General features: G+C 67.8%; 8 protein-coding genes. 7 read left to right on the top strand and 1 reads right to left on the bottom strand.

Annotated features, from left to right (window positions below; all coding sequences use genetic code 11):
* Positions 1–47: 47 nt before the first annotated feature.
* Positions 48–1,592 carry a methyl-accepting chemotaxis protein gene (locus AC0N04_RS17515; RefSeq protein WP_474283745.1) on the bottom strand — a complete coding sequence of 515 codons (1,545 nt, stop codon included), beginning with the start codon at positions 1,590–1,592 and terminating at the stop codon, positions 48–50.
* Between the two features lie 464 nt (positions 1,593–2,056).
* Here AC0N04_RS17515 and AC0N04_RS17510 point away from each other — a divergent pair, with 464 nt between their 5' ends.
* The 7 genes from AC0N04_RS17510 to AC0N04_RS17480 all read left to right on the top strand — a co-directional run bounded on the left by AC0N04_RS17510 (position 2,057) and on the right by AC0N04_RS17480 (position 14,526).
* Positions 2,057–5,131 (top strand): response regulator, encoded by a 3,075-nt coding sequence (locus AC0N04_RS17510; protein WP_474283743.1) that lies wholly within the window; start codon positions 2,057–2,059, stop codon positions 5,129–5,131.
* A gap of 101 nt (positions 5,132–5,232) precedes the next feature.
* Positions 5,233–5,877, top strand: a complete 645-nt coding sequence (locus AC0N04_RS17505; RefSeq protein ID WP_474283741.1) for a helix-turn-helix domain-containing protein — start codon at positions 5,233–5,235, stop codon at positions 5,875–5,877.
* Positions 5,878–5,912: 35 nt separating this feature from the next.
* Positions 5,913–6,722, top strand: coding sequence for a substrate-binding periplasmic protein (locus tag AC0N04_RS17500; RefSeq protein ID WP_474283739.1), 810 nt, complete (start codon positions 5,913–5,915; stop codon positions 6,720–6,722).
* 4 nt (positions 6,723–6,726) lie between these two features.
* Complete coding sequence (locus AC0N04_RS17495) at positions 6,727–9,435, top strand: response regulator (RefSeq protein ID WP_474283737.1); 2,709 nt, start codon at positions 6,727–6,729, stop codon at positions 9,433–9,435.
* Between the two features lie 198 nt (positions 9,436–9,633).
* Positions 9,634–12,222 carry a bifunctional diguanylate cyclase/phosphodiesterase gene (locus AC0N04_RS17490; RefSeq protein WP_474283735.1) on the top strand — a complete coding sequence of 863 codons (2,589 nt, stop codon included), beginning with the start codon at positions 9,634–9,636 and terminating at the stop codon, positions 12,220–12,222.
* A complete protein-coding gene (locus AC0N04_RS17485) occupies positions 12,219–12,743 on the top strand; it encodes a chemotaxis protein CheW (RefSeq protein WP_474283733.1) in 525 nt (174 codons plus the stop codon). Before AC0N04_RS17490 ends, AC0N04_RS17485 begins: the two co-directional genes overlap by 4 nt.
* A gap of 43 nt (positions 12,744–12,786) precedes the next feature.
* On the top strand, positions 12,787–14,526 hold the full coding sequence (locus AC0N04_RS17480; protein ID WP_474283731.1) for a methyl-accepting chemotaxis protein: 1,740 nt from the start codon (positions 12,787–12,789) through the stop codon (positions 14,524–14,526).
* The last annotated feature ends 34 nt before the right edge of the window (positions 14,527–14,560 follow it).

Below are 14,560 nucleotides of genomic sequence, written 5' to 3'. Positions count from 1 at the left end.
CGCAACCGCCACTGCAACCGCAAGGACTTTCGCCGTTTCTGCCAAGGTCAGCGGAACACGCTCACCGCTTCGACGACACGCTGGGCCTGCTGTTGCAGGCTTGCCGAGGCGGCGGCACTTTGCTCGACCAAGGCCGCGTTTTGTTGAGTGATCTGGTCCAGATGCGTGACGGCCTGGCTGACTTGCGCAATGCCACTGTTCTGTTCCGCGGTGGCCGTGCTGATTTCGCCAATCAGGTCGGTGACCCGCTTGACCTGCGCGACGATGTCTCCCATGGTGGCGCCGGCATCATCGACCAGCCGGGTACCCACGTCGACACGGTCGACACTGGCACCAATCAAGGTCTTGATTTCCTTGGCGGCCTCCGCGCTGCGCTGAGCCAGGCTGCGCACTTCGCCCGCCACCACGGCGAACCCGCGTCCTTGTTCGCCCGCGCGCGCCGCTTCCACGGCCGCATTCAAGGCCAGGATGTTGGTCTGGAAGGCAATGCCGTCAATCACGCCGATGATGTCGGAAATTTTCTTCGAGCTTGCGCTGATGTCGCTCATCGTCGCGACGACGTCCTGCACCGCCTGCCCGCCCTTTGCTGCCGCGCTGCTTGCGGCACCGGCGAGCCGGTTGGCCTGCACGGCCGTTTCAGAATTCTTTTGCACGGTGGCCGTCATCTCTTCCATCGAAGAGGCCGTCTCCTGAACGCTTGAGGCCGCCTGCTCCGTTCGCGAGCTCAGGTCGTTGTTGCCCTGGGCAATCTCGTTCGAGGCTGTCTGCACCGAGACCACTTGCTGGCTCACGTCGTCGACGAGCCAGCGGAACATCAGTCCGAGCTGACTGATGGTGCGCATCGCCATGCCGATTTCGTCGACGCGGTTCATGTGGGCGACGTCCCGACTCTCGCCGGTGGCCACGGCCAGGGCCTGCTGCTTGAGCCTTTCCAGCGGCCGCGCCAACTCCAGTTCGAGCAGAAGCGCAGCCAAGGCCACGGTCAGGCCCGTGACACCGCCCAGCTTGAGCAGCGCCTGAAGGTCGACCGTCATCGGCCCACCGATGGCCAGCACGGCTGCCCAGGCCGAGAACATGATGAGACGGATACGCCCCCGCACCGACAGCGTCTGTCGAAAGCTCAAGACGGACCTGAACCCCTTGTGGGTGATCAGGCCCTTGAAGAATCTGCGGCTGCCCGCCCGTTCTTCACGAAACGCCCGGTAGAGACTCTCCGCCGCCGCCACTTCATCGGGCGTAGGCTTGGTGCGAACGGACATGTATCCGACCTGCTGACCCTGGCGTACCACCGGAATGGCGTTCGCCCGCACCCAGTAGTGGTCGCCATCCTTTCGCCTGTTCTTGACCAGCCCCGTCCACGGCTCGCCGCCTTTGAGGGTGCGCCACATGTCGGCAAAGGCCTCCTTGGGCATGTCGGGATGCCGAACGAAGTTGTGGGGCTGCCCGTTGATTTCCTCACGCGTGAAGCCGCTGACGGCGACGAACGCCTCGTTGGCATAGGTCACGTAGCTCCGGGTGTCCGTGGTCGACATCAAGGTTGCGTCATCGGCAAACTGGAACTCTCGCTGGGTCACGGGTTCATTGATTCGCATGGGAAGGCCCCTTCTGACAGGTTGCTTGCAAGGGGACGTCCGCCGCTCGCCCTTCGAGCCCCAAGACTTCAAAAGGCCAAGCACCTCGCGCAGGCACGTCCTGAGTCCATCTTCGACCAAATGTGAATAAAATGAAACTCCGATTTGCGTGCAGTTTGACCGTCAGTTGAGTCGCAACGGCTTGATGACCGCCTCGGACCGGTCGCGGCGGGTCGCCCTCGAGCGCCTCGAACCCGGTACGGCGGCGAGCAGCCGCGAGGGACCCCAAAGCCAGCTCAAGACCCGGTCGCAGAGGCCGATTTACCGGGCCGGTCCGTTGTGGTCACCGCCGCAGGTGGGCACCACTCGGGCGCGCCGTCCGCCATCGCGCTGCGCGCACAATGGCGGGCTGGCCGCCACCTTGGGTGACCGGTTGGCGGCAAGCGATGCCGAGCCACAGGACAGGCGAATCAAAGGAGTCGTTCATGCCTCTTCGCCAGAGCTTCTTTTTCCGAAGACTCCTGCTGAATTCGCTAGCGCTGGCCGCGCCCTTGCTGCTGCTCGCGGCCTACACGCTCATCAACCAACGCGATGCCGACAAGGCCGCGGCGACGGCGGCGGTCCAAACCCGGGCTGCGCGCGCCGCTCAAGGCGCCGATCTCGCCTTCAGCCGAACCTTGCATCTGCTGAATTTCCTGGCATCGCGACCCGAGCTTCGCGCGCTCAATCCGGCGAGTTGCAGTGCGCTCCTCCAGGGCATGCCGACACTGGACCCGCTGCTCGCCAACGTGGGCGCCGTCGACCTCTCGGGGGCTCCCCTGTGCCGCTCGGTGGTCAAGCCAGGCGCCTACACGAACTATTCCAAAACGGCGTGGATGCGAGAGGCCCTGGCGAGCCCGGGACCGACCCTGAGCGACCCCTATTTCGGAGAGATATCGCGACGTTGGCTGATCAATGTCGTGCTGCCTTTGGATGACGCGAACGGGAAGCGGATCGCTCTGCTCGCCGCCGCCCTGGACCTCAAGGAACTCTCCAAACAGATCCTGAACGCTGACGATCTCCCGGCCGGGAGCGTCGTGGCGCTGGTTGCCACCAACGGCACCATCATTGCGAGCAGCGCTGCCACTTCTGACTGGGTGGGGAAAAGAGCACCGCGTCAAGTCTTGACTCGACTGGTTCTGGATGACGGAAAGGTCTTCGTCGCGGAAGGTCAGGACAAGGTCGAACGGCTGATCGCCTCGTCGAGACTTCAGACCTTCTCGATTCATGCGGGTGCGGGCGTGCCCATTTCCGAAATTTTTGCGAGTTATCGCCAGAGATTCAATCGCAGCGCGACGGTGGCGGCCGGTATCGTCATCCTGGCCATCTTGATCGCCATTTTCGGCGCACGCGCGCTTAGCCGGCCCGTCATCAGTCTCGCCCGCACGGCAAAGAGCCTGGCCAACGGAAATACCGATGTGCGAGCCGACGAGACCCTGCCAGGCGAGTTCGGGTCGTTGGCCGTGGAGTTCAACAAGACGCTTGCAGAATTTGAAGTCAGCGGAAGAGCGCGTACGGCACAAGCAGTGGCCGAAGCGGCCAATGAAGCCAAGAGCCAGTTCCTGGCCAACATGAGTCACGAAATCAGAACCCCGATGAATGCCATCATCGGCATGACGGAACTTGCGTTGAGAGGTGATCTGGCGCCCAAACAACGCAATTACCTGCAGCAGGCTCAGACGGCAGCCAAGTCCTTGCTGCGGATCATCAACGATATTCTTGATTTCTCAAAAATCGAAGCCGGCAAGCTGGAGCTTGAAGTCATGCCGTTCTCGTTGCATGAGGTCTTCGACCGGGTGGTGTCCGTTGTCGGCCCGGCGGCCACCGAGAAAGATATCGAATTCATCGTGGACTCGGCGGTGGATATTCCGAATGCCCTGGTTGGGGACCCGCTTCGCCTTGAGCAGGTTCTGCTGAATCTGACCAGCAATGCGGTGAAATTCACGGCGCGCGGGCAAATACGATTGTCTGCAATCACAACGGAGGGGGAGCTGGCTGACCCGGTGGCGCTGCGCTTTTCGGTGCAGGACACGGGGCCCGGCATGTCCGAGCAACAGATTGCCCATCTGTTTCAGCCGTTCAACCAACTTGACCCGTCGACGACCCGCCGCCACGGAGGAACCGGCCTTGGGCTGGTCATCTGCAAACAACTCGTGTCCCTGATGGGGGGAGAGATAGCCGTTCGCAGCCAACTCGGCGAAGGAACGGAATTCAGCTTCACGGTCTTGCTCGGACGCGGACAGGCGGTGGCCCAATCGGTCGCGGCACGCCCTCTGGCGGCGATGCGTGTGCTCGTGGTCGAAGGCAATGCGAGTGCGCGAAAGGTCATGCAATCCCTGCTGACCGAACTTGGCGCCACGGTCGTCGGTGTGTCCGATGAAGCGTCGGCCTGCCAAACCCTGGCGTCGCAGGCCCTTCAGGATCTGGTGATCATCGACTCGAAGGTCTCCAAAAACTGTGGAGCTGAACTCACTCAAATGGTTCGTGCGGCGTCGCCATCGACTCAGGTCTGGATCACCCTCCCAAATATCGAAGGCGATCGACATTGCACTCATGTTTCAGATTGGGTGGCTGCGGTTGTGCGAAAACCAATCACGCGTGAATCGCTGCGCCAGGCCGTTGATAGGTTTCTGTTTCCGGTGGCGACACCGCACAGTGAGTCCGACTTCCATGGCGACCCGCCAGCGACGGAGGGGTTGCAGGGCAAGCGTGTTTTGCTGGTGGAGGACAACGAATTGAACCGGATCGTGGCCACCGATTTCCTGACCACGGTGGCGGGGATCGACGTCACGGTCGCCCGGAACGGAATCGAGGCCTTGGAGAAATTGCAGGTCATCGATGTCGATGCGGTTCTGATGGACATACAGATGCCGGAAATGGATGGCTACCAAGCCACCGCGAGCATCCGGTCGCAACCGCGCTTCGCCCATCTGCCCATCATTGCGATGACCGCCCATGCGCTGGCGCGCGACCGTCATCGGTGTTTGGAGGCGGGGATGAACGACTTCATCACCAAGCCGTTCGAGTCGGCGGAGTTGTTTGCGGTGCTTTCAAGATGGATCAGCGTCGGTCGCATCGACCGGGCGACGTCGGGCGCTGCGGTCACCCCGGCCCAGGCGTCGCAGGCACGGGGCGTTGACATCGCACTGGGTTTGCACCGCTGTCTGGGTCGCGCTGCCCTCTTTGAGCGCATCGCGAGGCGATTTCTCGAATCCGACCTTTATGACCCGACCCGGCTCGAACAGGCGCTGATGGCCAACCAGTTCGACAAAGTGGGTTTCATCGCCCATTCGATGGCTTCGGGGGCAGGACATGTCGGTGCCGACGGCTTGTCAAGCCTGGCCCGTCAGCTGGAATCGGCCGTCCTTGAATCAGCCGATGTCGAGGCCCTGCGGGCAGGGGTGCGTTCGCTCGTGGATGAGCATGCCGTGGTGGCCGCGGCCCTCGCCGCGTACCTGGAGGCCGCGGCGGGCGGCTCGCCGCCGAACGCACCCGACAGTGCCGCGATCCTGCATGGATAATCGCTGCACGGCCCTGCCGATCGCGAGCGGCGGGTCTGATCGACACGCCGCGGCCGCAGGCGATCGCCGGCTCAAGAAGGGGACTCGAATGGCGGCCTGTGATGGCTTCTGATACTGACGGCGTGCCAGCCAGCCCGTCCTACTCGACGGCCGAGGTCGCGCGCCGACTGGGCGTCTCGATCCCGACCGTCCAGCGCTGGGTGGACCAGGGCCACCTGCGGGCCTGGAAGACGGTCGGCGGGCACCGGCGCGTCGACGCGGCCAGCGTCGAGGCCTTCGTCCGGCGCCGCGGCCTGCAAGAGCCCGGTCCGTCGAGCGCCGATCGACCGCCGGCCGGGGTGTCGGTGCTGGTCGTCGACGACAACGTCGACGACCGCGAACTGCTCACCGTGCTGGTTGAGGCGGCGATCCCCGGGGCGGTGGTATCGCTGGCCGACAACGGCTTCGAGGGCTTGATCTCGATCGGAACGACCGTGCCCGACGTGCTGGTGACCGACATCGTCATGCCCAACATGAACGGTGTCGAGATGCTGCGCCATGTCGACGCCCGCGGCGCGGGACGCCCGAAGGTGATGATCGCCGTGTCCAGCCGCCGTCCCCCGGGCTTTGCCGGGCTGGGCGAACTGCCCGAGGGCGTGTCCTTCGTCGCCAAGCCGCTCGAACCCGAGGTGTTCATCACCACCCTGCGGACGGCCTTGGCCGCTGCTGCCGGCACGACGGCCGAGGCCCCGCCAGGAGCCGGGTGATGGCGCGCCGCGCCCCTGTCTCCCGGTCTCGGTCGATGCCCTGGGGGTGGGTGGCAGGCTTGCGGGGCGGGGCGCTGGGACTGGCGCTGGTGGCTGCCGGCGGCGCGGCGGCCGCGATCGACGGTTCCACATCGGTCGTGATCGGCGCAGAAGACGATGCCGCCCCCTGGTCCTACGCCAGCGGCGAGGGTTACGTCAACGATCTGGTGCGGGCTGCCTTCGCGGAGGTCGGCTGGAGCGTGCAGTTCAAGGTCATTCCGTACGCCCGCTGCAAGTCCCTGGCGATCGCGGGGCAGTTGGCCGGCTGTTTTTCCGCCAGCCGGACTGCCGGGCTCGACGGGCCATTGGCGTTTCCCCGCCATCCGGTGTTTCTGGCGCAGAACCTGCTGGTCGCGCGTGCCGAATCAGCGTGGTCGGGGTGCGACCCCGCCGGCTGGGGCGCGTCGCCGGTGATCGGCCTGGTCCAGGGTTACGAGTACCTGCCGGTCGTCGACGCGCTGGTGAGTCGCCACCAGGCCAAGGTCGATTGGGCCGAGTCCGAGGTCAGCAGCCTGCGCAAGCTGGCGCTGGGGCGCATCGGCGCTGCCGTGGTGACGATCGACGAGGTCAAGCGCCTGACCTACCTCGAAAGCCTGGCGCGGGTGAGCGGAGGCTTCAAGACCGTCTGCAACTTCGGCGCGCTGCCGGCCTACATCGCGTTCAGCCGCCGCCATCCACAGGGCATGTCGGCGCTGGCGGCCTTCGACGAGGGCTATGCCCGCCTGCAGCGGCGCGGCGCCGTCGCCGCGCTGCAGGCGGACTGGCGCGCCCGCGCGCTGGACCGCGCAGCGGCCAAAAGGCATTGATGCGATGACCCGGCGGCGCCTGTCGATCGCAGCGCTCCTGGTCGCCGTGCTGGTGGCTGCGGTGACGCTGTTGCTGGTCACCTTCGCCACGCTGGGCTACCGCAACGAGGCCGCGGCACGGCGGGCGAACCTGGCGGGTGTGCTCGGCGCCGAGGCCGACCGGGTCGCGGCCGCGCTGGCCCTGCCGATGTGGAACCTGGACCCGGTGGTGATCCGCAGCGTCGCGGGCAGCGCGATGAGCCTGCGCGACGTGGCCGCGGTGGAAGCTGTGGCCGAGGGGGACCGCCTGGTGCTCGAACGTGACCCGCAGTGGCAGCCGGTCGAGGCCGGCGCGCCGCCGGACGAGCACGGGCTGCTGGTGGCCCGGCGCGAGGTGCGGCATGGCACCGACACGATCGGCCAGGTCCGCGTCTGGGTCACGCCCCGTTTCGTCGAGCAGTCGCTCGACGGCTGGCGGCGCACGGCGCTGCTGCTGATCCTGGCGCTGGACGCGGGTCTGGTGCTCAGCCTGTGGGCGTTGCTGTGGTGGTTGATTCTGAAACCGGTGAAGGCGTTGACGCAGTTCGCCGCGGCCGTGGAGCGCGGCGAGAGCCCGCTGCCGCCGCAAAGCGCGCTGTTCGCCGGCGAGTTGGGCCAGTTGCGGAGTTCGATCGGCCGGACGATCGAGATGCTCGAATCGCGCTACCAGGCGCTGCTCGATAGCCAGGAGCGTCTGCAACTGGCCACCAGTGCGGCGCGGATCGGCGTCTGGGAGTGGCATCCGGAAACGGACCGCCTGATCTGGGACGACGAGATCAGCCGCCGCTACGGGCTGGACGGTCAGCGACTCGAAGGCAGCTACGCGAGTTGGCTGGCCGCTGTGTCGCCCGAGGAGGCGGCGCGCATCGACGCCTCGCTGCAGGCAGCGCTGCGCGACGGCTGGCGCTGGCAGGGCGAGTTCAAGGTCCGGCGCCCCGATGGGTCGCTGCGCCATATCAAGAGCGACGCCATCGTGACCCGCGACGCGCGCGGCCGCGCCACGCGCATGGTCGGCGTCAGTCTCGACATCACCGAGCAGCGTGCCGCCGAGGACCAGATCCGCGCCCTCAATACCGAACTGGAGCAGCGGGTGCAGGAGCGCACACTGCAGCTCGTCGCGGCGCGCGACGAAGCGGCCCGGCTGCGGGACCAGGCCCAGGCCGCCACCGTCGCCAAGAGCGAATTCCTGGCCACCATGAGCCACGAGATCCGCACCCCGATGAATGCGGTGCTCGGGCTGACCGACCTGGTGCTGCGCGGCCCGCTGGAGGACCGGCAGCGCGATCGCCTGGCCAAGGCCAGGGCGGCGGCACAGTCACTTCTCGGGCTGCTCAACAACGTGCTCGACGTGTCGAAGATCGAGGCCGGCCGGCTGGAGCTCGATGCCCACCCGTTCGCCGTGGCCGAGGTGCTCGAGCGGGTCGCGGCGGTGATCGGCGTGCAGGCGCAGGCCAAGGGCTTGCGGCTGCGCTTCGACCTGGACGCCGCGGTGCCGCGTATGCTGGTGGGCGACTCGATGCGCCTGGAGCAGGTGCTCGTCAACCTGTGCGGCAACGCGGTGAAGTTCACGCCGGAGGGCGAGGTCGCCGTGACCGTGGGCCGGCGCGACCCAGGTGCGCCGGGGCCGATCGTGCTGCAGGTGTCGGTGCGGGATTCGGGGATCGGCATGACGCCGGCTCAATTGGGCAGCCTGTTCCAGCCCTTCAACCAGCTCGATCCGTCGACCAGCCGCCATTACGGCGGCAGTGGGCTCGGGCTGGCCATCTGCCGCCAGCTGGTCGGCCTGATGGGCGGCGAGATCGGCGTGAGCAGCGAAGCGGGGCGCGGCAGCGAGTTCCACTTCACCGCGGTCTTCAAGGCGGCGCCCGTCGAGGCGGCTGCCGTGCGCGGCGAGCCGCACGGGGCGGTGTCCTTGTCGGCGCTGCGAGGGCGCCGGGTGCTGCTGGTCGAGGACAACGAGCTGAACCAGATGGTCGCGGCCGAACTGCTGCGCGAGGTCTGCAGCATGGAGGTCATCGTTGCCGCGGACGGTGCTGCGGCGCTGCAGCATCTGGCGCGGGAGCGCTTCGATGCGGTCCTGATGGACGTGCGGATGCCCGGCATGGACGGCTACGAGACCACGCGCCGTCTGCGTGCGAGCCCGGCCTTGGCAGGGCTGCCGGTGATCGCGATGACGGCCGACGCGATGGCCCAGGACCGCGACAAATGCCTGGCGGCCGGGATGAACGATTTCATCTCGAAGCCGTTCGACCCGCCAGAGCTGTTCGCTGTGCTGCAGAAATGGCTGGGCCCCGGCCCGGACGGGCAGCGGCCGGCGCCATGGCAGAGCGATGAGCCTGTCCAGGGCGTCGATGTCGAGGCCGGCCTGCGCCGTTGCCTGGGCCATGTCGCGCTGTACGAGCGGGTGGTCCGCCGCTATCTGGCCGCGTCGCCCGGGACGCCGGCTGATCTCGCCGCCGCAGTGGCTGCCGGCGAACTGCCACGCGCCGCCCAGATCGCGCATGCGCTGATCTCGACGGCGGGCACGCTGGGCGCCAACGCGCTGTCGATGCTCGCGCGCGACCTCCAGGCCTTGCTGGATGCCGGGGACGGCGGCGAGGCACGCCGCCTGATGCCGCGCCTCGCCGCCGAGCAGGCAGCCGTGCGCGAGACGCTGCAGGCCTACCTGGCAGCTTGCGCCGCGGCGCCGGACTGACGTTCATCGCCGGTGTCCCATCCGGTCCGAGGGCATGCGGACCTCTTTCGATCGCCTGAAGTATTCAAATTAATCAATTTATTTCTATTGTTCGAAATCAAGTTTCGTCGGCACACTCCGAAATCACAGCCGTCGCGCCGGTCGTCCCAGGACCGCGCAGTCTCCAACGATCTTGACGAACAGAGGTTTGCCACATCCATGAGCCCTGCCCCGAACCCGACGATCCCGGCCCGCCGCCCGGGTCCCGTGGTCACCACGGGGATGCTGCTGGCCTTGCTGGTGCTGGCGGCGGTGATGCTGGGCCCGCAGGTCAATTTCGGCCTGCGGCTGGGCGAGTTCCTGGCGCTGCATGCGGTGCTGGAAAGCGGCTCGATCGTCGCCAGCCTGGCGATCGGCCTGACGGCCTGGTTCGTCGTCGAGGGACGCCGGCCGCAGGCGGATCGGCTGCTGGCGATCGGCTTCCTGCTGGTCGCCGGGCTGGATCTGGCGCACATGCTCTCGTACGCAGGGATGCCGGACCTGGTGTCGCCCAACAGCGTGCACAAGGCCATCGTCTTCTGGCTGCTCGCCCGACTGGCCGCCGTGGTCGTGCTGTTGGCCTGGGCCTGGCGTGACCCCTTGCCGTCGTTGCCGGCGCCCGGCCTGGTGACCGCGATCTTCGCCCTGCTGATGCTCGGGCTGGCCGGGCTGGCGCTGTGGAGGCCGGAACGCTTTCCCGCGACCTTCCTGCCCGGCAGCGGCTTGACGCCGTTCAAGCGCGACGCCGAGTGGGCGCTGATCGGCCTGATGCTGCTCGCCCTGGCCGGCCAGCAGCGCCGCCTGGCCGTCTTGCCGCCGGGCGAATGGGCCGGCGAGGTGCCCGTGCGCGATGCGCTGCTGCTGATGGCGATTGCCGAGGCCTTCTTCGTGATCTATTCGGAGCGGGTCACCGACATGGCCAACCTGGCTGGCCATGTCTGCAAGTTGGCCGCGCATGTGTTGTTGTTTCGCGGCCTGTTCCTGTACCGGGTGCGCCACCCGTTCCGGCGTTTGGCGCAGGCCCACGACCAGTTGGCCCAGCGCAGCGCCGAGCATCTGCGGCTGATCGAGCTCGCACCCATCGGCATCCTGGTGTGCGACCGCGAGGGTTGCATCCGCACCGTCAACCGCTCGCTGGAGGCGATGGTCGGCCATGACCGCGGCACCTTGATCGGCCAGTCGGTCGACCGGCTGCTTCCGCCCGAGGACCGCCCGGCCCACCACTTGCGGCGTCAGTCCTGGTCGACCGACCTGACCTGGCCGGCCCGGCAATCGGTGGTGAACAAAGGCCTGCGCGCCGATGGCAGCGTGTTCGACATCGAGGTGGCGCTCGGAGGCGGCCAGACGCCCGAAGGCTGGCAGCTGACTGTCTACGTCACCGATGTGTCGCACCGGCGTGTCCAGCAAGAGGCCCTGCAGCATCGCGCCCTGCATGACCTGCTGACCGGCTTGCCCAACCGCTGGTGTTTCGCCGAGGAATTGCAACGCGTGTTGACGCGTGATTCCACCAAGGAACGCGCCATGGTCGTTGCGGTGCTCGATCTCGATCAGTTCAAGAGCGTCAACGAGGGGCGTGGTGCAGCCTGTGGCGACCAGGTGCTGAAGGCGGTCTCACAGGCCCTGGCCGGCGTGCTGCAGCCCGGCGATCTGCTGGCCCGGCTGGGCAGCGACGAGTTCGCCGTGCTGGCGCGGGGGGCGCGCGCCGTCAACCCGCTCGGCACCCTGGGCCGGACCCTCGCGCAGGCGCTGAATGGGGCAGACGTCGGTGTCGACGGTGCCTGGGTGCCGAGCGCCGGCATTGGTCTGACCGTTTGGCCCGACGACGCCGACGACCCGGACCGACTGATGCGCTGCGCCGAGCTGGCGCTGGGCGAAGCCAAGCGCCAGGGGCGCGGCGGCATCGTCGCCTACAACGCCGAACTGGGCCAACGATTTGCCCACGAGGCGCGCATCCAGCGGCGGCTGCGGGACGCGCTGCAACAGTCCGCGCTGACGCTGCATTACCAGCCTCAGATCGATGTGGCCAGCGGCCGCATCGTCGGCTTCGAGGCGCTGCTGCGCTGGCACGACGCCGAACTGGGACCGGTGTCGCCGGCCGAGTTCGTGCCGCTGGCCGAGCGCGCCGGCCTGATCGTCGAGCTAGGCGACTTCGTGCTGCGCAACGCCTGTGCGCAGCTGCGACACTGGCTGGACGCCGGCCTGGCGACGCGGGTGGCGGTGAACCTGTCGCCGCGCCAGTTCCGCCAGGCCGGCATGGCCGAACGGATCGCGCAGGAGCTTCGTGCGCAGCGCCTGCCCGGCCGGTGGCTGGCGGTCGAGATCACCGAATCCGCGGTCATGGACGACCCGACCGCCGCCGCGCAGCAGCTGGAGGCCTTGCGCCGCCTGGGCATCGAGACCCATCTCGACGACTTCGGCACCGGCCACTCGTCGCTGGCCTGGCTCAAGGCGCTGCCGATCGCCGCGCTGAAGATCGACCGGGCCTTCGTGCGCGAGATGGTCGACGACCCGGATGACGAGGCCATCGTGCGCACCGTCATCGGCCTGGCCCATGCGCTGCGCTGCCGCGTCGTCGCCGAAGGCGTGGAAACCGCCCCTCAGCTCGACGGCCTGCGGGCGCTCGGCTGCGACGAAGTGCAGGGCTGGCTGTTCAGCCCGGCGGTCAGTGCCGAGGCCGCGAGCGCGCTGCTGCAGGCGCAGGCCGCCCGCCTCACCCCTTTTCCCGCCTTCCCGGCGGTGTCCCCTCTGTCTTCTCGGAGCACGTCATGACCCCTGGTTTGAATCCGGCCGCCGACCTGGCCACCACGAGGCGCCTGCCGGCGCACAGCGGTTACCTCAGTTTTCGCCTCGGTGGCGAGGAATACGGCATCGACATCCTGAAGGTGCAGGAGATCCGCGGCTACGAGCCGCCGACGCGACTGGCCGGCGCGCCGGCGTTCATCAAGGGCGTGGTCAACCTGCGCGGCGTGATCGTGCCCATCGTCGATCTGCGGATCAAGTTCGGTCTCGCCCAGGTCGCCTATGACCACTTCACCGTCGTGATCATCCTGAACCTGGTCGACCGCGTCGTCGGCATCGTCGTCGACGCGGTCAGCGACGTCGTCGAACTCACGCCCGACCAGCTGCGCGACGCGCCCGCGTTCAACGGCTGCGTCGATGCGAGCCACATCACCGGCCTGGGCGCACTGTGCCAGGGCGACCTCGAACGCCTGTTGATCCTGACCGACATCGAGCAGCTGATGGGCAGCCCCGAGATGGGGCTGAGCGACATCGAGCGGCCCGTGCACTGACCGATGCCGGACGGCCTCCTTCCACCCCTCACGAAAGATCGCCATGAATTCCCTCCAGAACCTTCGCCTGGGCGCGCGCCTGGGCCTCGCCTTTGGTGCCGTGCTGCTGCTGACCTTCGGCCTCGGCGTGCTGGCCATCAACCGCCTCGGCGCCGTCAACGACGCGACCGCCGACCTGGCGACGAACTGGCTGCCGGCCACGCGCTACCTCGCGACGGCGCGCCAAGGCCTGAACGTGCAACGGCTAGGCGAGAACCGCTACTTCCTCGCCCAGACACCGGACGGATCGGCGGAAGCGCTGCGCCGCATCGACAGCGCGCGCGAGGCCACCGCCGCGGCCTGGAAGCTCTATGTCCCGACGGTGACCGCCGGCGAAGAGCAGAAGCTGGCCGATGCCATCACCACGGTGTATGCGCGTTACCTGGAGACCCAGAAGAAGATGCTGGCGCTGCCGCACGACGGTGGCGACGGCGAGGCGCAGGCGCGCGCGCTGTTCGAGGGTGAAGGCCGGAAGGCCTTCAACGACGCGCTGGATGCGCTCGACCAAGACATCAAATTCCAGGGCAAGGGGGCCGATCAGGCCTATGCTGCGTCGCAGAGCGCCTTTGAACGCACCCGCTGGGTCGTCGGCGGGCTGGTGCTGGCCGCGCTGGCCATCGGCAGCGTGCTGGGCTGGCTGATCACGCGCTCGATCACCGGGCCGATCCGCCAGGCGGTGGACTTGGCCGAGAGGGTGGCGCAGGGCGACCTGCGCGCGCGCATCGAGGTCACCAGCCGCGACGAGACGGGCCAGTTGCTGGGCGCGCTCAAGCGCATGAACGACGCGCTGGTGGGCATCGTCGGCAACGTGCGCAGCAATGCCGACAGCGTGGCCACGGCGAGCGGCCAGATCGCGCAGGGCAACGCCGACCTGAGCCAGCGCACCGAGGAGCAGGCCAGCAACCTGCAGCAGACGGCTGCGTCGATGGAGCAGCTCACCGCCACCGTCAAGCAGAACGCCGAGACTGCGAGCCAGGCCGCGCAACTGGCCGGCAGCGCCTCGGGTGTGGCGGCGCAGGGCGGCGAAGTGGTCAGCCGCGTGGTTTCGACGATGGAGGACATCAGCGCCAGCAGCCGCAAGATCGCTGACATCATCGGCGTGATCGACGGCATCGCGTTCCAGACCAACATCCTGGCGCTGAACGCGGCGGTGGAGGCGGCGCGTGCCGGCGAGCAGGGCCGCGGCTTCGCGGTGGTGGCGGGCGAGGTGCGCAGCCTGGCGCAGCGCAGCGCCGAGGCGGCCAAGGAGATCAAGGGCCTGATCGGCGCGAGCGTCGAGAAGGTCGAGGCTGGCAGCGGCCTGGTGGCCGACGCGGGCCGCACCATGGGCGAGATCGTGTCGCAGGTCAAGCGGGTGACGGACCTGATCAGCGAGATCAGCGCGGCCAGCGTCGAGCAGACCAGCGGCATCGGGCAGATCGGCGACGCGGTGAGTCAGCTCGACCAGGTGACGCAGCAGAACGCGGCGCTGGTGGAGGAGAGCGCGGCCGCGGCCGACAGCCTGCAGCAGCAGGCGGCGCAGCTGGCGCGCACGGTGTCGTTCTTCACGCTGGAAGACCACCCGGGCCAGACGTCCCGAGCAACGGCGGGTATGGCCGCGCCGGCGCATGCCGTGGCTAGACCGCCTGCAGCGGCGCGTCCGAACTCGGCACGCGTAGCCAAGGCACCGGCCAAGCCCGCACCGCGCGTGCTGGCCGAGGCGGCGACGACGACGTCCGCTGGCGACGACTGGACCGCTTTCTGAACTGCCACGGGCGGGCGATGGGCGTTCGACGAGG

It is taken from the genome of Ideonella sp. sgz306126, assembly GCF_056032705.1.
This window is presented reverse-complemented; position numbering and strand designations above follow the sequence as displayed.

Excerpts from the sequence above, each read along its gene's own strand:
- AC0N04_RS17490 (WP_474283735.1), top strand. The coding sequence starts at position 9,634 with ATGAGCCCTGCCCCGAACCCGACGATCCCGGCCCGCCGCCCGGGTCCC.
- AC0N04_RS17495 (WP_474283737.1), top strand. The coding sequence starts at position 6,727 with ATGACCCGGCGGCGCCTGTCGATCGCAGCGCTCCTGGTCGCCGTGCTG.
- AC0N04_RS17480 (WP_474283731.1), top strand. The coding sequence starts at position 12,787 with ATGAATTCCCTCCAGAACCTTCGCCTGGGCGCGCGCCTGGGCCTCGCC.
- AC0N04_RS17515 (WP_474283745.1), bottom strand. The coding sequence starts at position 1,592 with ATGCGAATCAATGAACCCGTGACCCAGCGAGAGTTCCAGTTTGCCGAT.
- AC0N04_RS17505 (WP_474283741.1), top strand. The coding sequence starts at position 5,233 with ATGGCTTCTGATACTGACGGCGTGCCAGCCAGCCCGTCCTACTCGACG.
- AC0N04_RS17500 (WP_474283739.1), top strand. The coding sequence starts at position 5,913 with ATGCCCTGGGGGTGGGTGGCAGGCTTGCGGGGCGGGGCGCTGGGACTG.
- AC0N04_RS17510 (WP_474283743.1), top strand. The coding sequence starts at position 2,057 with ATGCCTCTTCGCCAGAGCTTCTTTTTCCGAAGACTCCTGCTGAATTCG.
- AC0N04_RS17485 (WP_474283733.1), top strand. The coding sequence starts at position 12,219 with ATGACCCCTGGTTTGAATCCGGCCGCCGACCTGGCCACCACGAGGCGC.